Consider the following 21,699-nt stretch of genomic DNA (forward strand, 5'->3'; position numbering starts at 1 on the left):
TATTTAATATGCTTAATTTTTGTATTCTGTTTTTTTATTGAGGAAAATATGAAAAAAATTAAATCAAACTGGTATTGGGGAATTGTCATCCTTATTACTGCTATCGAACTTATAACATTCGTTATTGCAGGAAAAAATCACACATATATTGGTGTTCACGATAATCTTGATATTCACATCGCAGATTACCAGATCTTAAAACTAAATAATGCTTTCTTTTCGCATAATGTTACCGTACCTTTGCTTGGAGGAATTGATAGAAACTTTCTCCTTTCAGAGTTTTATTTATATGCTGTTTTATATATGCTTTTTCCTAATTTCACAGCGTATATTATCGGTTACTTTTTAAAGATCTTCATAGCAACTTTCTCCGGAATTCTTCTTGGAAAAGATATTTTAAAGAACAATTATAAGAAATATGAATGGATTATAGTTCTTGGAAGCTTTATATATGGACTACTTCCGCTTTATCCCGCTTTTTCTTTTGCCTTTGCTTCTATCCCTCTGCTCATCTATCTTATAAGAAAGGTTATGACAGAAAAAAAGGCCAGGTATTATATACTTCTTTTTCTATACCCTGTTTTGTCCTATTTCACATTCTTTGGTCCATTCATAATCGGATATATTTTTATCTATTTCCTTTACAGACTGATAAAGGATAAAAAGATAAATGTTCAGCTTATCATTAGCATGGTTCTTATTTCGATTTCTTTCATACTTATCGAATACAGGCTCTTTCTCCTTATCTTTGCCGGTAGCGAACAGACAATAAGGGATGAAATGGTCATTGAAAATTATAGTTTTACACAGATTCTTTCAACCATAAAGGATGTATTCATAAATAACATGTTCCACTGCGAAGACCTTCACAGGTTCATGGCAATGCCAATTGTAATTATTTCATTCTTTATCATAAATGGAATATACATAAAAAATAAATCTTACAAAAAACTGATTACAGATCCATTTAATCTTGTTCTCTATTTTATTATTTTTAACTGCATCATTTATGGTCTGTATTATTGCGGCCCTGTAAGAACTCTTTTTGAGCATATTTTCTCTCCTTTAAAGGGTTGGCAGTTTAACAGGACTCTCTTCTTTAATCCATTTTTATGGTACCTGGAGATTGTTATAATTTCTTTAAAACTTGCAAAGCATTACAAAAAGCTTCCTGTGATCATTATGATCCTTACCTTATTATCCGTTCTTGGCACTCAGTCTTTATACAATGACTTTTTTAACACTGTATATGTCAACGTCTGGCAGCTCATAAAAAACGACAAGTCAGAAACCCTTTCATACGGTGAGTTCTATTCATCTGACTTATTTAAGAGCATCAAAGAAGATATTGATTATGATGGCGAGTACGCTGTTGCCTATGGTTTCCACCCGGCAGTATTGTCATATAACGGAATATCTACTCTTGATGGATGCCTTAGTTACTATTATCAGTCCTATAAGGATTCTTTTAGAAACATTATTGCTCCGGCCCTTGAGGAGTCAGACTCAGCCAGGGAATATTACGATGAATGGGGAGCAAGAGCATATATTTTTTCAGGGACTGTAGATTCCATCTGGTCTCCTGTAAGAACAAAGGATGTCACAGACAAAAGACTTTTAATTGATGTGGACTCCTTCAAAAAGTTAAACGGGAAGTATATTTTCTCAAGAATAGAAATAAGTAACGCAGATGACCTTGGCATAAAGCTTGTAGGTCAGTATGAAAGCAAGACTTCGCCATATACAATATGGCTATACAGTATTTAAGGTTTTAAATGTACTCAAAGGCATCTTTATACCACTTAATTTTACTTGCACCTTCTTCTCCGCTTATAGCTATCACATCATATCTTACAGGCGCATCTTCAGGAATGTGGTTAAAAGAAATATAAAACCTTGATACGTTACATATCTGTTTTTGTTTTGCAAAACCAACGGCGGCCTCCGGGCCGCCATATTTATTGTCTTTTCTGTATTTTACTTCGATAAAACTATAATATCCTTCATCAAATGCAACAATATCTATTTCACCACTTCTAACTCTGAAGTTTCTTTTTAAGATCTTAACTCTTTGGCTCTTAAGGTAGTCGCAAGCCATATCTTCATACCAAGAGCCTGTTGTTCTTTTATTCACTTATCTTTACGTTCCTTTTTAATGCATTATTTTCTTGAGCGGTCTTTTGCCTTTATCTTGTCCATGGCATCAACAAAGACCAGAATCTCAGCAACTACTTCGTAAAGCTCAGGCGGTATCATCTCTCCTATTTCCAGTTTTGACAAGGTTTCAGCAAGCTTGTCATCTTCATGAACAGGTATCTTGTTTTCTTTTGCCTGCTCTATGATCTTTTCGGCAAGAGCTCCCTTTCCTGAAGCGATGACTTTTGGCGCTCCATCTTCATTAGGATCGTAGGCAAGAGCTACGGCAGTTTTTTGTTTTTCTTTTTTCTCATCAGCCATGATCAAGCCCTCGCATCAAAAGATGTAGTGGATAATACAGGAGTCCTTGTTACATCAAACATCTCATCAACAGCTGCATCCTCTCCATCCATGTCATCCTGAAGTTTAAGAGTTACATTCATGGAATAGCCACGTTTTTCAAGTCTCTCATTCAAAATATGTATATTATCATTGATAAGATCCAATATTGAATCATCTGCCACATAAAAGTTTGTGGTAACCTTTTTTTCAAGCATTTTAACATAGACATCAATAGGACCCAGATTGTCCATATCAAGATGAAGCACCGCACTGACAGATCCGTCTTCGCTCATTTTCCTGTTCTTGTTCCTATAGACATATAAGTCTCCGTGCACGTTCTGTCCCGCCATCTGAAGCGGAAGCTGAACATATTGAAACATCTGATTAAGCTGATTCATAAAATCAAGATTATTAGAGAGATTATTAAGAGACTGACCAAGTTTTGATTCAGCAAGTCCTGTATTATTCACTGTTTCAGCCAGGTGTTTTACCTGATTATTTAGCCTCTGGTACAGATTTTGGATGTTTTCCTTATCCTCAACCTCTGATGGCTTCAAGAGCCATTGCTCTGAAATATTATCTTTGATGATCTTGTTATATTCATCGCTTGAAAAGAGCTTTTTCCATGCTGCATTTTCAACAACATTGGTAAGGTCAGCCCCTTCATAATTCTTTGCCAGTTCATTTAAAAGAGCCTTTGAATCAGATGATGTTATCAGTTTCTCAATATTCTTATCGGAAACACCGAGATTTTTTAATGTATCAATAAACTCATTTGAAACAGTTTTACTATTTATTGCTGTCTCTTCTTTTAAAGCACCAGGCTCCATATCTAAGGTAAGAGTAAGATCCTTGTTAGCATTTCCGCTTTTATCAAGAATTTCTTTTCCTGCATCCAGAGCCCCCTGTATAGATCCACTTTCTGCTTCAGCCTCACCCGCAGCGTCACCCGCTACTTGAAAAGCTCCACCTATCCCCTGTTCCAAATTACTTTCTGCATTTTCCTGCCCAAAAAGCTTTAGTACAGAGCCATACAAATTCATGGCTTTAGCCTCTTCGCCCCCTGATATAAGAGCATTATATGTTTCAGGAAGAGATTCAATTATATCTTCCATCTCATTTACTACCTGATGCTCATAGTTCTTGTAGCTTTCAAAGCCATTTATGTTGTTTTCATTTATTGGGATATTCAGGCTCTTCATCTCAACCAAAGTTGAAACAGATGAATTAGAGAACAAGTTTAGATTCTTGCTCATTTCCTGCAAAGATGCTTTATCGATTGGAAGTCCTGCTTCCATCATGTCTTTTACCATCTGAACATTTTCAGGGGTAGTCTCAAGTCCGGCAGCAGTCAAAGCCTTAATAGTGCTCTGCATAGCCGCAGTGTTCTCAAATAGGGGCATAATGGTAACTGCCCTTGAACTTAAACCTTTTACTGCAAACTGCAGTGACTGGCCTTCCTTAAGATCCATTCCTTCCTGCAGCCTGGCAGATATTTCATTGCCGGATACATTTATATTTACGAGCTTTCCATCAGGGGTATCATTTACAGACACAACAGTCCCCTGAATGACAGCACCATTTTTCAGGTTTAAAGCCTCACCCTGCCCCTGTGGGACCTGGAGGCTGCTACCATTCAGAACTATAGGCTGATTTGATTGTGATACGCTGGAAATACCACTCATACGAAATTACCTATAAACGACCTTCTGTGTATTGGACAAGGACCATATTTTTTAAGGGCTTCAATGTGGTCCTGACTTCCATAGCCTTTATTTGAATCAAAGAAATACTCAGGATACTTCTTGGCTTCCTCTTTCATTATTCTGTCCCTTGTAACCTTTGCCACTATACTGGCTGCAGCTATAGAGATACTCTTTGCATCGCCCTTAATTATTGATACCTGATTGTATTCATCAAGTCCGTCAAGATGCACTGCATCGATCAAAAGAGTTGCCGGTTTTACTTTTAGGTTCTTTACAGCCATGACCATAGCTTCTTTTGTAGCATTAAGGATATTAATTTCATCAATTCTCTCCGGAGAATTGCATCCAATGCTAACAGCAAGAGCCTTTTCCATGATCACATCGTAAAGCTCTTCTCTCTTTTTTTCGGATAATTTCTTTGAATCATTAACATACAAAATATCGCAATCGGGCGGAAGCACAACAGCTGCTGTATAGACGGGTCCCGCAAGAGGGCCCCTGCCCACTTCGTCAATTCCGCAAATAGGCCCCAAATGAGCATATTCTTTCTCATATTTTTTCATTTCTTCTATACGGGCCATTTCTTTTTCGAGGGCTTTTAATTTCTTTTCTGCTGATTCTACAAGCTTTTTTACGCCTGCCCTCTCATCAGATGAATATTCCTCGATAAAAGAAACATACTCTTCCCTTGTTGCTGCAAGCTGAAGCGCTGCCTTAATATCTGTCATTGAACCCATTAGTTTATGCTCCCGAATTTAGAAAATGGAAAAATACGAATGAAGGCTCTGCCTGTAATATCAGCTTTATTGATACTACCAACAGAAATATCCCTGCTATCCATGCTGTGATTTCTGTTATCACCCATGACGAAATACTCGTCTTCGCCAAGGACAACTTCCGTCTCAGCCCTGCCCGGATCAAGTATAACTTCCGCGCCGTAGCCTTCCTTTAAGATCTCACCATCCACATATATGTTTCCATCATAGTCAATCCTGATACTCTCGCCCGGAAGACCAATAATTCTTTTGATAAAGAACTGATTGTCGCCGTACTGATACGGAAATACTATGATATCAAACCTCTTTGGTGAACTGAATCTGTAAGATACCTTCTCAATAAGAAGCGAATCTCCGTCCTGAAGCGTTGGCTCCATAGACTGGCCACTTACCTCAGTCCTTTGCATAACAAAGGTAATAAATAGAAATGTCAAAAGAAAAATGACTGCTAAATAGATTATTGTGCTAAATAATTCTTTAAGAAACTTCTTCATAACATTCGCCCATCGTATTATAGTTTATTGTTCATCTGGTCTTTCAAGAGATATTTTGCCAAGTCTTCCGTTTCTAAAATCATCCAGAAGAAGCGCTGCCGCTCTTGAGATATCCGGGTTACCACCTGCAAGAAGGCACTTTCTGTTTATGGCAATTGCTGATAAAACTCTGCTTGCAGGAGTAGAATATTGATCCTCTTCAAGTTCAGATAGCTGCTCTTTGGTAATACCGTATTTTTCAAAAATAGCTTCCGGATAGAACTTTTCAAGCTTCTTTATCAGTTCACAGGCAAGCTCAGCAATGTCGAGATTCTCATCATTCATTGAACCAATAAGTGCAAGTCTAAGCCCCACCTGCTCATCCTCAAACTTGGGCCACAGGATACCAGGAGTATCTAGAAGCTGCATACTCTTACTAAGGGTGATCCACTGTTTACCCTTTGTGACTCCGGGCTTATTGCCTGTTTTTGCAGAAGCCTTTCCGGCAAGCTTATTTATGAATGTTGACTTGCCAACATTTGGAATACCGGCAACCATCGCTCTTATAGGTCTGCCTACAATTCCTCTTTTCTTATCTCTTTCTATCTTTTCAGCACAGGCTTTCTGAACAAGGTCCTTAACTTTAACGGCCTCATTACCTGTTTTGGAATTCATCTCCATTACAAACAGGCCCTGTTTTTCATAGTACTCTTTCCATTTTTTAGTCACCTGATTATCGGCCAGATCAGACTTATTTAAAACTATAAGTCTGAACTTGTTTTTACCAAGCTCATCAATATCAGGATTTCTGGAAGCTGCCGGAATCCTGGCGTCTACTACTTCAATTATAATATCGATCAGTTTAATGTTTTCCTGCATCATTCTGATCGCTTTCGTCATATGACCAGGATACCATTGCAAATTCATTCTAAAATAAAACCTCCGCTGTTATCATTACCAGCAAGTTTAAACCACACTTTACCAATTATCATATTAGTCTTAACAATACCAATATTGGCACTTCTCGAGTCTTCACTACTATTTCTGTTGTCTCCAAGGACAAAATATTCGCCGCTTCCAAGCTTTATCTCATTAGCAGCTATCCCTGCATCTTCCATTTTATCATATATTTCGTCGGTATCTTCAGTTTTTTCACCGTTTACATATAAATAACCATCAATAATCTGAACTTTGTCGCCGGAAGAAGCTACAACTCTTTTAACATAATAATGTGAGTTTGCATTGCCATTTGGTAAAAAAGCTATAATATCTCCTGTAGAAGGACGCAATATCTTAAACTCAAGTCTGTTCACCAAAACCACCTGTCCGTTTGCAAGAGTTGGGGTCATAGAATCTCCAATATTAGTGACCTGCATTCCAAATGCTATCACAAATACAAAGGCAAAAAAGATCGCTATTACTGTAACAAAAAGCCATGAAAAGATTTCATGAAGCATTTTGGGTGTAATTATCTTTTTTTTGGGATTTAGGTAGAGATTTCTTTTTTTCTTCCTGAACATAGTCATCCTCTGTCTGGCATAGAATGTAAGTAAAGAAAAAGGCAATTACTAAAAAGTAACTGCCTTTTAACTAACAACTTATCTGGTAACAAGTTCCTTAACTTTTGCCTTCTTACCTGTGAGACCCTTAAGGTAGTTAAGCTTAGCTCTTCTAACCTTACCTCTTCTGATAACCTCAACCTTCTCAACGATAGGTGAGTGAAGTGGCCAAGTCTTCTCAACGCCAACACCGTAAGACTCTTTTCTTACTGTGAATGTTGTACGGTTGCTGCCGCCCTGGATCTTCTTAACAGTTCCTTCGAAAACCTGTACTCTTTCACGGTTTCCTTCTTTGATCTTAGCGTGTACTCTTACAGTATCACCAGTGTTGAACTGAGGTGCGTTAGCATTCAGCTGCTCCTTCTCGAGCTCTTCGATAATTGTACTCATATCTTTTCTCCTATTCTATGGACGTTCTTAATATGTAATATTACAGAATCAGATGAATTTCCGACTCTAAATCATAACAGAGGACCGTCTGATTTTCACAACGTACTATAATATAACACAAAATATGTTAATCCGTCAACAAATGATTCTTATCTTTTAATGAGATTTGTAGGTCCAAATCTGTCTGGAAGGATTTCAGGTAATGTATATACCATGTATTCCTCAGTTGATTTTGCAACAATAACTATAAACTCATCATCGCAGAACTCGCTCATAACCTGTCTGCAAACTCCACAGGGAGGACAATACTCAAGCTCTGTTGCATCTGCAGGGCCGCCCACTATTGCTATTGCTTTAAAAGTGAGCACTCCCTCACTTACTGCTTTGAAAAAAGCTGTTCTCTCTGCGCAGTTGGTAGGTGTATAAGAAGCATTTTCTATATTGCATCCTGTAAATATCCTGTCATCAGCACTAAGAAGCGCTGCACCAACATTGAAGTGAGAATATGGAGTATAAGAAAAATTTCTCATATCCAAAGCTTTTTTAATTAATTCTTTAATTTGTGTTTCATTCATACAAAAAATCACCTTGATCCTTTATCGTAAGGAATTCCTTCTGCCTTAGGTGCTCTTGAGTTCGCAGACGTAAATGCAAGTACTGCAAGAGAAATGATATAAGGCATCATATTATATACAGAACTCGGAATATTGAGTGCTGCCAAAAAATCAAATCCTGAATAAACGTTGGAAAGAGCTCTAAAGAACCCGAACAACAAAGCTGCAAGTCCAATGTTAAGAGGCTTCCACTGTCCAAAGATCATAACCGCAAGGGCAAGGAATCCGAAACCGGCAACACCGTTTTCAAACTTCCACTCACTGACTCCGGCTGTGATGTAGACAATACCGCCGATTCCGGCAAGAACTCCGGAAATAAGAACGCCAGCCCAGCGCATAGTATAAACATTGATACCTACGCTGTCAGCAGCCTGAGGATGCTCACCGCAGGCCATAAGTCTTAAGCCAAATCTTGTCTTATAGAGAATAACATACGCTGCTATCAAAGCTATAAGTGCCACAAGCATGAACCAGTTAAACTGGAAGCTTCCAATGTTAACAACAAGAGCTTTTTTAGAAGCTACATACTGAACAGTTGAGGATACATTGTCTGGGTTCTCAGCAATGTTGATAGTTTTAACAATAACTGTTGCAGCAGCTGCCGCAAGCATGTTAAGAGCAGTTCCTACCAATGTCTGGTCTGCCTTGAAATTGATGCAGGCAAAAGCCAAAAGAACTGAATAAAGCACTCCGCACAAAGTCGATGTCAAAAGTACAGTAAGAACAATAACAATTGCAGGAAGCGTGGGTGAAATAACCTTTAATGTAAGGGCTCCGCCTAAAGCGCCCATAACCATTATTCCTTCAAGTCCCAGGTTTATAACACCTGAATGCTCTGAAAAACATCCACCAAGAGCAACCAGGATAAGTACTGATGAAAAAAGTAATGTGTATTGAAGAAGTAATACCATTATTTATTACCTCCTTCTTTCTTTTCCTTGCCGGCTCTTATTCTGCTGTTTAAGAAGAACTTAAAGAAGAGAACAAATCCGCAGAGGTAGATGATTATTGAAGATATAAAATCTGAAATCTGTGATGGATAAACGTTCTTATCAAGGTATGAACCACCACTTGTAATGTGCTGAATAAAGTATGATGCAAAAATTGTTCCTATAGGATCAAGTCCGCCAAGGAATGTTGCAGCAATACCATTAAAGCCCATTCCAGGAACAGATGACTGTGTTACAGACCACTGCTCATATCCTGTAAGGAAAAGGAATGCAGCTCCAAGACCTGCAAGACCACCGCCGATGAAAAGAGTAAGAATAACATTTTTCTTCTCTTTCATTCCGCTGTATTTTGCAGCATCCTTTGCAATACCTGTTGCCTTGATCTCATATCCAAATACAGTCATGCTCAAGATAACCTTTAAAATAATCGCAATAATCACAGCTAAAGGAATCGCAATTGTAACATACTTATTGTTTGAAAAGAGCTTCTCAAGTCCAAGTGAAGGAATGATAGCCGAAGGATTAGTACTTGCAAGTGAAAGTGTATAAGGGCTTGAAACCTCTTTTACGCCTCCAAGGAGCATATTAACTGTATAAAGTCCGATCCAGTTAAGCATGATTCCTGAAATAACCTCATTAACATTGAGATATGCCTTTAAAATTCCAACGATGATTCCGAAGATTCCACCAGCAACAAGTGCTGCAAGAATACATATATACCATGGAAGTCCAAAACCAAGTGCAAAATAAAGTGAAGCTCCAGCTCCGGCAACGTACTGGCCTGCAGCTCCAATGTTGAATAATCCGGCCTGATAACAGAACTGAATAGATAAAGCGCACATAAGAAGTGGTGCTGCCTTTACAAGTGTGTTACCAAGGTATTTGAGCGCTGCCGCCTTTGATGGATATGTGAAATAGTTCTTTATAATTGTGATAATAGCTTCCGTAGCACCAACAGGGTTAATGATAAGAAGGGCAATGTATCCTATCAATAGTCCTATAACTATACAAAGTAATGACGCAGTTATAGACTGGACTGCCGGCTTTGAGAAAAAGCTTTCTTTTTCAATTTTTCTGTTATTTCCAGCCATTTTAAGCTCCAGCCTCCTTTCTCTTTGCTCCTGCCATGTAAAGTCCGAGTTCCTCAGGAGTTGTCTTCTTTGGATCAAACTCTCCTACTATCTCGCCTTCGTACATAACAAGTATTCTGTCTGATATACTCATAACTTCTTCCAGTTCAAGAGAAACCAAAAGAACTGCGTGTCCCTCATCTCTTCTGGCAATAAGCTGCTTGTGAATATATTCGATAGCACCTACATCAAGACCTCTGGTAGGCTGAACCGCGATCAGAAGATCCGGATCCTTATCAATTTCTCTGGCAATGATTGCTTTCTGCTGGTTACCACCTGACATACTTCTGGCTATTGTAGGTGCTCCCTGACTTGATCTGATATCATATTGGTCAATAAGCTTTTCAGCATACTTATTGATTTCCTTCTTTTTTAGGAACCCATACTTTGTGCTAAATTGTGGCTCAAAGTACCTCTGAAGCACAAGATTATAGGCAAGTGAATAGTCCATAACAAGGCCATGTTTGTGTCTGTCTTCCGGAATATGGCTCATTCCGCTAATAGATCTCTCTCTGATAGATGCATGAGAAATGTCTTTTCCTGAAAGCGTGATCTTACCGGAAGTAATATTTTCAAGACCTGATAAACCATAAACAAGTTCTGTCTGACCGTTGCCATCGATACCGGCTATACATACGATTTCTCCTGACCTTACATCAAAAGAAACATTTTTTACTGCATTGTTATGATGAAGCTTGGAAGGGACAGTCATATTCTCAACATGAAGAATAACATCACCAGGTGTCTTATCTTCCTTTGTTGCGACAAGCTGTACATCTCTACCGATCATCATACGGCTGAGCTCTTCCTGATTAGTGTCAGCAATATTAACAGTTCCAATGTACTTACCACGTCTAAGTACAGTGCATCTGTCTGCAACAGACATGATCTCAGCAAGCTTGTGAGAAATAAAGAGAATTGACTTACCCTCTTTTGCAAGATTTCTCATGATCTGCATAAGTTCATCAATTTCTGCAGGAGTTAAAACAGCTGTAGGCTCATCAAAAATAAGAATCTCATTATCTCTGTAGAGCATCTTAAGAATTTCAGTTCTCTGCTGCATTCCTACGGTAATATCCTCAATCTTTGCATCAGGATCTACCTTAAGACCATATTTGTCAGAAAGCTCCAAGATTCTCTTTCTTGCTACATCTTTCTGTAAGAATCCATGTTTTGTTGTCTCCACCCCAAGGATGATGTTATCAAGAACAGTAAAGCACTGAACAAGTTTGAAGTGCTGATGAACCATTCCTATTCCAAGGTCATTGGCATCATTAGGATTGTTGATAGTAACAACCTTACCATCCTTTTTAATTGTCCCCTCTTCTGCCTGATAAAGGCCGAACAAAACGCTCATGAGTGTTGACTTACCAGCACCATTTTCCCCTAAAAGAGCGTGTATTTCACCTTTTTTGAGCTGAATAGTAACATTGTCGTTCGCAATTATTCCAGGGAAACGCTTTGTTATATTTAGCATTTCAATAGCATACGCGCTTTCTAAAGCCACCTTCTTTTTCCTCCTACCAATATTTATCACCATTTGACTGGTAAAAAGAGACCGAAAGTTTTGAGGCTTCCGGTCCCTGAACTTCATACTGAAGTAATTATTACTTAATATTGCCCTGGAAGTTGATCTTTACATTCTCTGCTGTAGGCTCAGCTGCTGTTGTATCGTTAGATACTGTTACAGCGCCGCTTACCATATCAGCAACGAGCTTCTTGTAATCATCAACTGTGAAAGATTCTGTCCAAATTGTTGTATCTTCTGGAAGACCAACATAGTTAAGTGATGTGTCATCGCCAGAAACAAGACCAAGGTTAAGAATCTTGCCGGCATAAGAATCCCACTGACCATCTCTGATAGCAGCAAGAAGTGTGTTAACTGTAGCCTGAAGGCCCTTCATAGCTGAAGTAACAGTCATACCTGCTTCAAACATTCCATCGATAGTCTTTGACTGGTCAACGTCAACACCGATAACTTTTCCGCCAACCTTGCCTGCAGCCTCACCAGCTGATGTGAAGATACCGCCACCACAAGCAAATACTACCTGTGTGCCGCCCTGATACCATGTATCCATAGCAGCTGTGATATCTGAATCACCGTAGAACTGGTTACCATATGCATAGTTGATAGAAACATCAGCGCCAAGCTCCTTTGCAGCAGCGTCAGCACCCTGAACGAAACCATAACCATAACGGATAACAGCAGGAACAGCCATACCACCAAGGAAACCAAGCTGTGTATAGCCCATCTTTACTGCAGCATAACCAGCCATGTATCCAGGAAGCTCTTCCTGATATACTGCTGAGAATACGTTAGGATATGTCTCTGAATTGAAATCAGATCCATCACCTTCAAGGTCATACTCAGAAACATCAAGAGCAACAAACTTAACGTCTGGGTACATGTCAGCTGTCTCAACGATAGCTTCTGCAAATGCATAACCAGGCATTACGATTACGTTGTAACCATCAGATACAGCCTTATCGATCATAGCAACTCTCTCTGCTGTTGAGTCGCCTTCTGGCTTGTAGTAAGTGAACTCAGCATTGTTTGCCTCAGCAAATGCCTTACAAGCCTCATAAGTTGACTGGTTGAAAGACTGGTCTGTGATATCGCCGTAGTCTGTTACCATAGCGATCATCATCTTGTCACCAGCTTCTGTAGTCTCAGCTGCTGTTTCAGCTGCTGGCTCAGTAGCCTGTGTTTCCTGAGTAGCCTCAGTTGTCTCAGTAGTCTCTGTTGTTGCAGCTGTCTGTCCGCAAGCTACAAGTGAAGAAACCATTGTTGCAGCCATAAGTACTGCTAAAAATTTCTTTTTCATAATCGTCCTCCATTTTTTGATTAATGAAAACATTTATTGATAAACCCCTTTTCAGGTTTTATCCGAGGCAATGAGTCTTCTAATGGCCTCTATTGTTGTACTGTACACTTTATCCATTTCGTGTACCTGAGGATTAGAAAGACCTTTTTTAGCTCGCTCCTGGTTTGCGACAACAAGCAAAACCGCACCAGTACGAAGTCTTAAATAACTACCAACTATAAATAATGTTGAGCTTTCCATTTCAGAGCAAAGGGCGCCGCACTTGATCCATGCATCCCACTTATATAAAAGCTCCGGACCAACAGGTTTTGTCTCAGGCTCATGCTGTCCAAAGAAAGAATCCTTGCACTGTGCAACACCTACGTGGTAATTGGCTCCTGCCTTTTTAGCTCCCTCAACCAATGCATTTACAACTTCAAAAGAAGCAACTGCCGGATACTCGATAGGAGCATATTCCTTAGATGTGCCTTCAGCTCTGATAGCTCCTGACGCGATAACTATATCTCCTCCGATCACATCATCCTGCATTCCACCGGATGTACCCATTCTGATAAATGTATCTGCGCCGCACTTTGCAAGCTCTTCAATACATATTGCAGTAGATGCTCCACCGATACCATGGGAGATAACACTTACCTTTTCTCCGTCCAGATATCCTGTGTAGCAGTTATATTCTCTATTGTACGCAACAAACTTGGGATTATCCAACAATTTGGAAATAGATTCGCAACGTCCCGGATCTCCTGTAAGAATAACATATCTCCCGACATCTCCCGGAGCTACGTGTGTATGATATTGGTACCCCGCACCTTCTGTATAATCAACCATTACTTTTCCTCACAATCCTAGTTAAAAACTAACACCTATAATTATAGTTTATTTAGCAATAAAAGTCATCAGGATTTACATAAGTCCATCCATAACATGTATAATAATTCTTTTTTTCGTTATATCTATTTCTTTTATACAGTCTTTTATAGCAGGAATATAGACGTTCTCACCGCCATCTGCCCTTTTCATCTCATAGACATCATTTGCACCTGTCTGAATAACATCCGTCACGCTCCCCAAAACGTTGCCATCCTCATCAACTATATCAAGGCCAATAAGATCAGCGCAGTAATACTCGCCGGGATTAAGTTTCAGAGCATCTTTTCTCTCGATTGTAAGCTCGCAGCCTTTAAATTTTTCAACTTCGTTTATATTGTTGAACTGTTTGAATTTAACAATGACAAATTTCTTGAAAAATCTTGCACTCTGAACATCGAGTTCTATTTCTTCACCTCTACTTGTATGAAGAGTTACCTTTTTAAGTTTTTTAAAGCGATTTGGGTCCTCTGTAGTAGGGAAAACATTAACTTCCCCTGCAAGTCCATGCGTTGATGCTATTACGCCAACCTGAAATGTTTCTGTCATATCATTCACCATCTTTCAAAACATCATTACTATCAGCTACAGCGCTACCGCTTGCTGGTGATTCTTCTGTAGACTTTCTTTTTCTTCTCTTCTTTTTCTCAGGCTTTGGGGGATTTTCTAGTAGCCACTTTTCATAAAGATCAGGACGCCTTTCTTTTGTCCTTATAATCGACTGCTCAAGTCTCCACTCATCAACCTTCTTGTGGTCTCCCGACAAAAGGATCGGTGGAACCTTTTTGCCCATCCATTCCTCAGGTCTAGAATACTGAGGATACTCAAGAAGATTATTGTGAAAGCTCTCTGTAAGAGCAGACTCATCATTATTGAGAACCCCGGGAACAAGCCTTGAGATTGCATCTATCATGACCATGGCAGGAAGCTCTCCACCTGTAAGGACATAATCTCCGATTGAAATATAGTCAGTAACAATCTCTTCTAAAACTCTCTCATCTACGCCTTCATAATGGCCGCATAAAAAAACAAGATCATCCTCCTTTGAGAGCTCCTGAGCTTTTTTCTGATCAAATACGCTTCCCTGAGGAGTAACGTAAATGACTCTTGGAGACTTCCCACCGTTTTCGATGATCTTGTTTTTGATATCTATAAAACAATCATAAATAGGCTGTGCCTGCATAAGCATACCAGCACCGCCACCATATGTATAATCGTCAACCTTGTGATGTTTGAAATCATTAGAATAATCTCTGATATTTACAGCATTAAAAGAAATATATCCCTTATTCTCAGCTCTTCCTGTAATGCTACTTGAAAGAGAACTCTGAATCATTTCGGGAAACAATGTCATGATGTGAAAATTCATCTTATATCCTACTAAAAATTACAAGCATAAATGCTTATTTTAAATTTGAGCCGAATTGGTATGTTACCAATTCGACTCAATATTATTTGGCTTAAACTATCTCCACGTCTACCTTAAGGTTTTCTCTGGTAGAAGCAGCCTTTACAACAGCTCTGATTGCCTTAGCAATTCTTCCCTGTTTGCCAATTACCTTGCCCATGTCTGAAGGTGCAACATGAAGCTCGATCATAATATTACGCCCCTCTGCCTTCTCAGTCACAACGACTTCTTCAGGATTATCAACGAGCGATTTTGCGATTACTTCTACTAACTCTTTCATTGATTAACCTCCGGCACAAGTAATTAAAATTTATAATTCAAGTTTTATTACTTGATACCAGCCTGCTTAAGAAGCTTTGCAACAGACTCTGTAGGCTGTGCACCGTTTGAAAGCCACTTCTTTGCAAGTTCTTCGTTGAACTTTACTGTGCTAGGATCTGTGTTAGGATCGTATGTTCCGATCTCCTCGATGAACTTACCCTGTACAGGGAACTTTGAATCAGAAACGATGATTCTGTAGAAAGGAACCTTCTTCTTACCAATTCTCTTTAATCTGATCTTTACTGCCATTTTAAATTTCCTCCGTAAAATGAATAAAAAATTAAAAAATATTGTATTTATATGGATAAACCAGCTATTTGCTGAATCACATATCAAAAGAACTTATTACCACCGAAGCCTCCGAAAGGATTGCCAAATTTTCCGAATCCTCTCTTGCCGCCCATAAGACCGGGCATCTGCTTCATCATTTTCTGCATCTGTTCAAACTGCTTTATAAAGCGGTTTACAGCTGCAATATCGTTACCTGATCCCTTAGCAATCCTGAACTTTCTCTGTGGAGTCATAAGCTTAGGATTCCTGCGCTCTTCAGGAGTCATTGAAAGGACAATAGCTTCAATCCTTGCAAGCTGTTTCTCATCAGGGAGCTGATCATCGCTTATCTTGCCCATACCCGGAAGCATTCCCATTATGGAAGCAAGTCCTCCCATATTGCGCATCTGCTTCATGCTCTCAAGATACATTTCGAAGTCAATCTTACCCTTCTTCATCTTGGAGACCATCTCGCGGTCTTTTTCAGCATCACGCTCTGCGTTTGCCTCAACGGCTTTATCGATAAGGCTCAGCACATCTCCCATTCCAAGGATACGGCTTGCCATACGATCCGGATAGAACTGTTCAAGGTCAGATAACTTCTCGCCCATACCAACGAACAGAATAGGCTTTCCTGTGACTGCCTTGGTTGAAAGAGCTGCACCACCTCGTGAATCACCATCCATCTTAGAAAGGATGATTCCATTAATGCCTACCTTTTCATTGAACTGTTCAGCAACGTTAACCGCTTCCTGACCAGTCATGGCATCTACTACAAGAAGCGTATGATGCACTGTTACAGCATCCTTAATATCACGCAGTTCTTTCATCATCGCTTCATCAATCTGAAGACGACCGGCTGTATCTAAAATCACAACGTTATGACCATGCTCTTTTGCATAGTCCATTGCGGATTTAGCAATTTTAACTGGGCTAACATCTGTGCCCATTGAAAAGAAATCAACTTCCTGCTTTTTAGCATTGACCTCAAGCTGATCAATAGCTGCAGGCCTGTATACGTCACAAGCTACAAGCAGTGGTTTCCTTTTGCCCTTAAGTTTTCCTGCAAGTTTAGCTGCGGTGGTTGTTTTACCGGCACCCTGAAGACCACACATCATGATAACAGTGATATACTTGCTATCCTGAAGCATAAGCTCTGTTGTCTCAGAGCCCATGAGCTTGGTCATCTCTTCATTGACAATCTTGATGACCATCTGAGCAGGGTTGAGTCCGTTTAGAACTTCCTCGCCGATTGCTCTCTCCTGAACTGAAGAAACAAACTGTTTAACAACCTTAAAGTTAACGTCCGCTTCCAAAAGAGCCATTTTAACTTCTTTTAAAGCAGCTTTTACATCATCTTCAGTTAACGCACCCTTGCTGCGGAGCCCCTTAAAGGCATCCTGCAATTTATCGGTAAGACTTTCAAAAGCCATTAGTTATTAAGCTCCTCTAAAATTCTGTCAGAAATGCTGCCCAGCCTCTTTCGAAGCTCTTCATCTGACATATCTTTGTTACTATCAGAAACGCTTTTTAGCTCTTTAGCACTCTCCTTGATAGCTTCAAATCTTCGAATCATGTGAAGCTTATCCTCGTATCCCTGCAAAGTCTTGGTACATCTCTTGATAAGATCATGTACTCCCTGTTTGCTGATACCGTGCTCATCTGCTATTTCAGTAAGTGACATATCATCATATACAGCAGCTTCATAGACCTGTCTCTGATGCTCTGTCAGAAGCTCGCCGTAAAAATCATATAGAAGACCCTGTTCTACGATTTTCTCCATGATATACCTCTTCCTAAAAATCAACAATGTCTATAATATATAAAAAGAAAAGAGGTGTCAAGTATTTTTTCTTGACACCTATATCTCACTATATCTTTAGTTCTGAAGGAAGTACTCCAAGCTGCAATTTAAAGGCTCTGCTAAAGGATGAATAGTCTTTAAAGCCAGCTTCAAGGCAGGCGCTGGTTGCAGGCATCCCTGACATAATAAGTGTCCTGGCAAAGAGAATACGCTTTTCAGAAACATACTGATGAACTGAGTAGCCTGTCTCCTGTTTAAAAACTCTCATCATGTGGTATTTGCTCATATAGAAGTGATCAGAAAGCCTCTCGATAGTAAGATCCTTTGAAAGGTTTTTATTGATATACTCTATGATATCAATGACTTTTCTGTTGTACCTGGCTTCCTGAGTAAAACCAAGTTCTTCTGATATACAGGCTTTGTTAAATTCAATCAAAGCTCGCAGCACATCTATTCCTGTAGACAGCTTACCTGCATATTCTTTGTCTTCCACTTTCAGGTCTTCTTCTATTTTCTTAAAGGCATCATATATCTTAGTGCTGATATCAGCTGGGAATCTGACAACGCAGCTCTCCATTTCTTTTGCCTTACAAAAAGCGTCTAAAAGCCCATATTTCACAAGAAAATCATGGTTGAGATAAAGAATTATCCTGTCATATTTCTTCTTCCCATCGCCCTCCTCGCAAACAGGCTTATGTATATCAAACCTGTTTACAAGCACAAAATCGAAGGGCAAAAGTTCATACTCTCGCCCTTCGATAATATATTTCACATTTCCATTCAGTATCAGAATGAGCTTATCAAAATCGTGGTAATGAAAAGGTATATCTATGTTCTCACTATCACATATATGGAAGAATTTATAATCTTCGTTTAGATAGCCCTTCTGTTCGTAATCTTTTGTGTCCATATGATCAATAATCTGTTATACAAATATTAAGGTCAACGTTGCCTGTTATTCCATCAACACTTCCAGTGGATGTATACTGCCACATATCAAAGTGATATGGATAATAAAGTGGTGTTCCGTAGTAAGCAATCCAAATATCGTAGTCATCTACATCAGCAGCATCCATGAGAAGCGTAAATGACTTAACATTGCCATAGATCATCGGCTTATAGCCTGCTTTTTTTACAGCCTCGCAGAAAGTTTTAGCAACCTTTTCATATGAATCACTGGAAAGGTTTACAGTTCTTGCTGAATCAGAATCAGCAGATTCTATGTCGATAACAACAGGATACTTGATCTCGTACGGTTCGATCATGTCAAGCATCATCTGAACTTCTTCAAGGGCTTCTGTTTCATTCAGTGCCTGTGAATAAAAATAAACACCAACATCAATGCCATTTTTTGTGGCACCCTTTATATTATCTTCAAAATAATCATCCTGAAGAAGCTTACCTTCTGTTGTACCTCTAAATCCTGTCCTTATGATAGCAAAGTCAATTCCTGCACCGGCAACCTTCTTCCAGTCTATATCACCCTGGAATCTTGATACATCAATCCCTGTTTTGGTCTTAATACTCTCATCATCACCAACGTACTGAAGGTAGCCCTTTTCATCAAATTCGAAATCATCTTCACCAAAAGGATGATGTTCAATTTCATCCGTAATAGGGAAGAAATAGTATCTGCCATCACTGGCAACAACTATCTGCTCAGGGAAAAGAGACCTGATAGTCGAGGTGGCGCCTTCACCTGCTTCAAGTTTGCTCTGGATCATACCTTTGATTGATTTCTCAGTTTCATCAGCAGCAACCTTTTTAGCCTCATCAACAAGGATCTGTGTCTCAACTTCTGTGTAATATCCCTCGTTGTTCAGGGCTTCAAGCTCGCTCCTTACAGCCTCTTCCTCTCTTTTAAGCATGGCATTTTTTATCAGAAGCGCAATGCTAAAAGACAGCGCCAAAAGCGCTACAAGGCTTAAGAATATTATAGAAATAATATTATGAGTGTTCCTGACACCCCTTCTCTCACGAAATTCCCCAGATGAACTATTCATACTCAAATTCTCTCGTCAAAATAACTTTTATAGCCTTCGCCATAAATCTCACTTGCACTTGAGATGATCATAAATGCATTCGGATCCTCGTCTCTTACTATATCTTCAGCAAGAGGTGAGAGTCTCTTCTTTATGGCACACATGATAACTTTTTTGTCTTCCCCGCTGTATGCGCCCTTGGCAAAAACATGAGTGGCACCAATATCCAGCTCTTCGAGAAGTCTTTTGGTTATCTCATCAGGCCTGTCAGAAATAATATAAATAAGCTTAGCTTCGTCTCTTCCATACAAAACAAGATCAAGAACATAAGATGTGACCATAACCGACATGAAGGAATACAAGGATGCAGCAAAGTCACCAAATACTATACCCGCTATAAGAAGTACTACAATATCTGTCAAAAGGTATAGCACTCCAGTTTTGATATGCGGATACTTGATCCTTAATAATTTAATTATAACATCGGTACCGCCAGTTGTGGCATGACATTTAAAAATCAGGCCGATTGCAATACCAAGGGCCGCACTACCAAAGGATGCCCCAAGAAATACATCATGAATTATGTATCCCGAAAAGAAGTTAGTACAGATATCCGTAACCCAGGAAATCACAGCCGTGGCATATATAGTTGAAATCGTAAATCTGATTCCAAACTTCCATATGGAAAGAATCAAAATAGGTATGTTCATAATAAGAAACCACATACCAGTTCCCATAGGAACAACTCTGTTAAGAACAATAGCAAGACCGGTAAGTCCTCCAGGTGCTATATTGTTAGGATCAATAAGTAGTGCCGTTGTTGCTCCATATATGATTGATCCTATTGTTATCAGTATATATTCTGCTATTCTTCTTAATCTTTTTGATTTGATTCTATTCATTACTTAAATATTTGTCCTTACAATTCTTGGTTTATAGCCGTTATCATTGAGCGCATCAATGATCTGCTGTTTGTGCTCGCTTCCGAAAGCTTCAAGAGTGATCCTGAGCTCAACAGCTGCATTTCTGTTAATAGAAACAAACTGATTGTGTTCCAGTTTGATAACATTTCCTTTTACATCAGCAATTACGCCTGAAACTCTGGAGAGTTCTCCTGGCTTATCAGGAAGAAGTACAGAAACGGTAAAGATTCTGTCTCTCATAATAAGTCCCTGCTGTACAACAGAAGACATTGTAATAATATCCATGTTACCGCCAGATAAAACGCATGCTATCTTTTTGTCTTTTACATCGAGCTGCTTAAGAGCTGCAACAGATAAAAGTCCTGAGTTCTCTACTACCATCTTATGGTTCTCAACCATATCAAGGAATGCTACTACAAGATCTTCATCCGGAACGGTTATGATCTCATCAATATTTTTGCTAAGATAAGGGAATATCTTTTCACCAGGTGTCTTAACAGCTGTACCATCAGCAATGGTATTTACTGTAGGAAGTGTAACGACATGACCTTCCTTCATTGATTCCTGCATACAGTTTGCGCCGGCAGGCTCTACACCTATTACCTTAACCTTTGGATTGAGGAGCTTTGCAAGTGTTGATACACCTGTAGCAAGTCCGCCGCCACCGATAGGAACAAGAATATAATCTACTGTTGGAAGCTCTTTAATGATCTCCATTGCAATAGTACCCTGTCCTGTTGCAACATCAAGGTCATCAAATGGATGAACCATAGTATATCCATTTTCCTCGGCAAGTTTTTTTGCATGTTCATAAGCTTCATCATATACATTTCCATGAAGCACTACTTCAGCACCAAGAGCCTTTGTTCTGTTAACTTTAATCAAAGGTGTGGAAGTAGGCATTACAATTGTAGCCTTTACTCCATAGCATTTTGCAGCATATGCGACACCCTGCGCGTGGTTACCGGCAGATGCAGTAATAAGGCCTTTCTTTCTCTCTTCATCAGAAAGAGTTGTTATCTTGTAATAAGCGCCTCTTACCTTGTAGGCACCTGTTCTCTGAAGATTCTCAGGCTTTAAATAAACCTTGTTACCTGTTGCATTGCTCCAGTAATCACTGTAAATAAGCTTTGTCTCCAAAGTAACTTTTTTCACATCTTCATAGGCTTCTTCAAATTTTGCGAGTGTCATCTTTTCCCCGTTTTCCATGTCGTCTCCTTACC

Annotated in this window: 25 protein-coding genes; 1 reads left to right on the top strand and 24 read right to left on the bottom strand. The window is 39.3% G+C overall.

Going from position 1 to position 21,699, the window contains the following annotated elements; genetic code table 11:
- Nucleotides 1-48 precede the first annotated feature (48 nt).
- Nucleotides 49-1,767 carry a DUF6044 family protein gene (locus E7303_RS02145; protein ID WP_292143629.1) on the top strand — a complete coding sequence of 573 codons (1,719 nt, stop codon included), beginning with the start codon at nucleotides 49-51 and terminating at the stop codon, nucleotides 1,765-1,767.
- Nucleotides 1,768-1,771: 4 nt separating this feature from the next.
- Here E7303_RS02145 and E7303_RS02150 read toward each other — a convergent pair whose 3' ends face one another.
- The 24 genes from E7303_RS02150 to ilvA all read right to left on the bottom strand — a co-directional run bounded on the left by E7303_RS02150 (nucleotide 1,772) and on the right by ilvA (nucleotide 21,685).
- Complete coding sequence (locus tag E7303_RS02150; RefSeq protein ID WP_292143630.1) at nucleotides 1,772-2,134, bottom strand: YraN family protein; 363 nt, start codon at nucleotides 2,132-2,134, stop codon at nucleotides 1,772-1,774.
- 26 nt (nucleotides 2,135-2,160) lie between these two features.
- The gene (locus tag E7303_RS02155; RefSeq protein WP_292143631.1) at nucleotides 2,161-2,457 is read right to left on the bottom strand and encodes an EscU/YscU/HrcU family type III secretion system export apparatus switch protein; all 297 of its coding nucleotides are present in this window, start codon (nucleotides 2,455-2,457) and stop codon (nucleotides 2,161-2,163) included.
- 2 nt (nucleotides 2,458-2,459) lie between these two features.
- The gene (gene fliK / locus E7303_RS02160) at nucleotides 2,460-4,163 is read right to left on the bottom strand and encodes a flagellar hook-length control protein FliK (protein ID WP_292143632.1); all 1,704 of its coding nucleotides are present in this window, start codon (nucleotides 4,161-4,163) and stop codon (nucleotides 2,460-2,462) included.
- A complete protein-coding gene (locus E7303_RS02165; protein WP_292143633.1) occupies nucleotides 4,160-4,921 on the bottom strand; it encodes a ribonuclease HII in 762 nt (253 codons plus the stop codon). Before E7303_RS02165 ends, fliK begins: the two co-directional genes overlap by 4 nt.
- Entirely contained in the window at nucleotides 4,921-5,454 is a 534-nt protein-coding gene (gene lepB / locus E7303_RS02170) for a signal peptidase I (protein ID WP_292143634.1), read from the bottom strand. Before lepB (E7303_RS02170) ends, E7303_RS02165 begins: the two co-directional genes overlap by 1 nt.
- A 24-nt stretch (nucleotides 5,455-5,478) precedes the next feature.
- Nucleotides 5,479-6,360, bottom strand: a complete 882-nt coding sequence (gene ylqF, locus E7303_RS02175) for a ribosome biogenesis GTPase YlqF (RefSeq protein ID WP_292143635.1) — start codon at nucleotides 6,358-6,360, stop codon at nucleotides 5,479-5,481.
- A complete protein-coding gene (gene lepB, locus E7303_RS02180; protein ID WP_292143636.1) occupies nucleotides 6,357-6,953 on the bottom strand; it encodes a signal peptidase I in 597 nt (198 codons plus the stop codon). Before lepB (E7303_RS02180) ends, ylqF begins: the two co-directional genes overlap by 4 nt.
- Nucleotides 6,954-7,031: 78 nt before the next feature.
- Nucleotides 7,032-7,382 (bottom strand): 50S ribosomal protein L19, encoded by a 351-nt coding sequence (gene rplS / locus E7303_RS02185; RefSeq protein ID WP_022773578.1) that lies wholly within the window; start codon nucleotides 7,380-7,382, stop codon nucleotides 7,032-7,034.
- Nucleotides 7,383-7,531: 149 nt separating this feature from the next.
- Nucleotides 7,532-7,957 carry a cytidine deaminase gene (locus E7303_RS02190; RefSeq protein ID WP_292143637.1) on the bottom strand — a complete coding sequence of 142 codons (426 nt, stop codon included), beginning with the start codon at nucleotides 7,955-7,957 and terminating at the stop codon, nucleotides 7,532-7,534.
- A gap of 8 nt (nucleotides 7,958-7,965) precedes the next feature.
- A complete protein-coding gene (locus tag E7303_RS02195) occupies nucleotides 7,966-8,907 on the bottom strand; it encodes an ABC transporter permease (RefSeq protein ID WP_292143638.1) in 942 nt (313 codons plus the stop codon).
- On the bottom strand, nucleotides 8,907-10,037 hold the full coding sequence (locus E7303_RS02200) for an ABC transporter permease (RefSeq protein ID WP_292143639.1): 1,131 nt from the start codon (nucleotides 10,035-10,037) through the stop codon (nucleotides 8,907-8,909). Before E7303_RS02200 ends, E7303_RS02195 begins: the two co-directional genes overlap by 1 nt.
- Nucleotide 10,038: 1 nt before the next feature.
- Nucleotides 10,039-11,616: an ABC transporter ATP-binding protein gene (locus E7303_RS02205; RefSeq protein WP_334298566.1), complete on the bottom strand. Its 1,578-nt coding sequence runs from the start codon at nucleotides 11,614-11,616 to the stop codon at nucleotides 10,039-10,041.
- A 67-nt stretch (nucleotides 11,617-11,683) separates the two neighbouring features.
- The gene (locus E7303_RS02210; protein ID WP_103868028.1) at nucleotides 11,684-12,901 is read right to left on the bottom strand and encodes a BMP family lipoprotein; all 1,218 of its coding nucleotides are present in this window, start codon (nucleotides 12,899-12,901) and stop codon (nucleotides 11,684-11,686) included.
- Between the two features lie 51 nt (nucleotides 12,902-12,952).
- Entirely contained in the window at nucleotides 12,953-13,729 is a 777-nt protein-coding gene (gene udp / locus E7303_RS02215; RefSeq protein ID WP_022773570.1) for a uridine phosphorylase, read from the bottom strand.
- A gap of 75 nt (nucleotides 13,730-13,804) precedes the next feature.
- Nucleotides 13,805-14,317: a ribosome maturation factor RimM gene (gene rimM / locus E7303_RS02220; protein WP_292143640.1), complete on the bottom strand. Its 513-nt coding sequence runs from the start codon at nucleotides 14,315-14,317 to the stop codon at nucleotides 13,805-13,807.
- 1 nt (nucleotide 14,318) lies between these two features.
- Complete coding sequence (trmD, locus tag E7303_RS02225; RefSeq protein WP_292143641.1) at nucleotides 14,319-15,137, bottom strand: tRNA (guanosine(37)-N1)-methyltransferase TrmD; 819 nt, start codon at nucleotides 15,135-15,137, stop codon at nucleotides 14,319-14,321.
- Nucleotides 15,138-15,228: 91 nt separating this feature from the next.
- Nucleotides 15,229-15,456, bottom strand: coding sequence for a KH domain-containing protein (locus E7303_RS02230; protein ID WP_022773567.1), 228 nt, complete (start codon nucleotides 15,454-15,456; stop codon nucleotides 15,229-15,231).
- A gap of 47 nt (nucleotides 15,457-15,503) precedes the next feature.
- Complete coding sequence (rpsP, locus tag E7303_RS02235; protein WP_022773565.1) at nucleotides 15,504-15,746, bottom strand: 30S ribosomal protein S16; 243 nt, start codon at nucleotides 15,744-15,746, stop codon at nucleotides 15,504-15,506.
- An 83-nt stretch (nucleotides 15,747-15,829) separates the two neighbouring features.
- Nucleotides 15,830-17,200 carry a signal recognition particle protein gene (ffh, locus tag E7303_RS02240; protein WP_292143642.1) on the bottom strand — a complete coding sequence of 457 codons (1,371 nt, stop codon included), beginning with the start codon at nucleotides 17,198-17,200 and terminating at the stop codon, nucleotides 15,830-15,832.
- On the bottom strand, nucleotides 17,200-17,550 hold the full coding sequence (gene ylxM / locus E7303_RS02245; protein ID WP_292143643.1) for a YlxM family DNA-binding protein: 351 nt from the start codon (nucleotides 17,548-17,550) through the stop codon (nucleotides 17,200-17,202). Before ylxM ends, ffh begins: the two co-directional genes overlap by 1 nt.
- A gap of 88 nt (nucleotides 17,551-17,638) precedes the next feature.
- Nucleotides 17,639-18,481 (bottom strand): AraC family transcriptional regulator, encoded by an 843-nt coding sequence (locus E7303_RS02250; protein ID WP_292143644.1) that lies wholly within the window; start codon nucleotides 18,479-18,481, stop codon nucleotides 17,639-17,641.
- A 4-nt stretch (nucleotides 18,482-18,485) separates the two neighbouring features.
- Nucleotides 18,486-19,574 carry a glycoside hydrolase family 25 protein gene (locus E7303_RS02255; protein ID WP_292143645.1) on the bottom strand — a complete coding sequence of 363 codons (1,089 nt, stop codon included), beginning with the start codon at nucleotides 19,572-19,574 and terminating at the stop codon, nucleotides 18,486-18,488.
- 2 nt (nucleotides 19,575-19,576) lie between these two features.
- The gene (locus E7303_RS02260) at nucleotides 19,577-20,455 is read right to left on the bottom strand and encodes a YitT family protein (protein ID WP_292143646.1); all 879 of its coding nucleotides are present in this window, start codon (nucleotides 20,453-20,455) and stop codon (nucleotides 19,577-19,579) included.
- A gap of 3 nt (nucleotides 20,456-20,458) precedes the next feature.
- Nucleotides 20,459-21,685: a threonine ammonia-lyase gene (gene ilvA / locus E7303_RS02265; RefSeq protein WP_022773557.1), complete on the bottom strand. Its 1,227-nt coding sequence runs from the start codon at nucleotides 21,683-21,685 to the stop codon at nucleotides 20,459-20,461.
- Nucleotides 21,686-21,699: the final 14 nt, after the last annotated feature.

The organism is Butyrivibrio sp., from assembly GCF_015056685.1.
Taxonomy (GTDB): Bacteria; Bacillota; Clostridia; order Lachnospirales; family Lachnospiraceae; genus Butyrivibrio.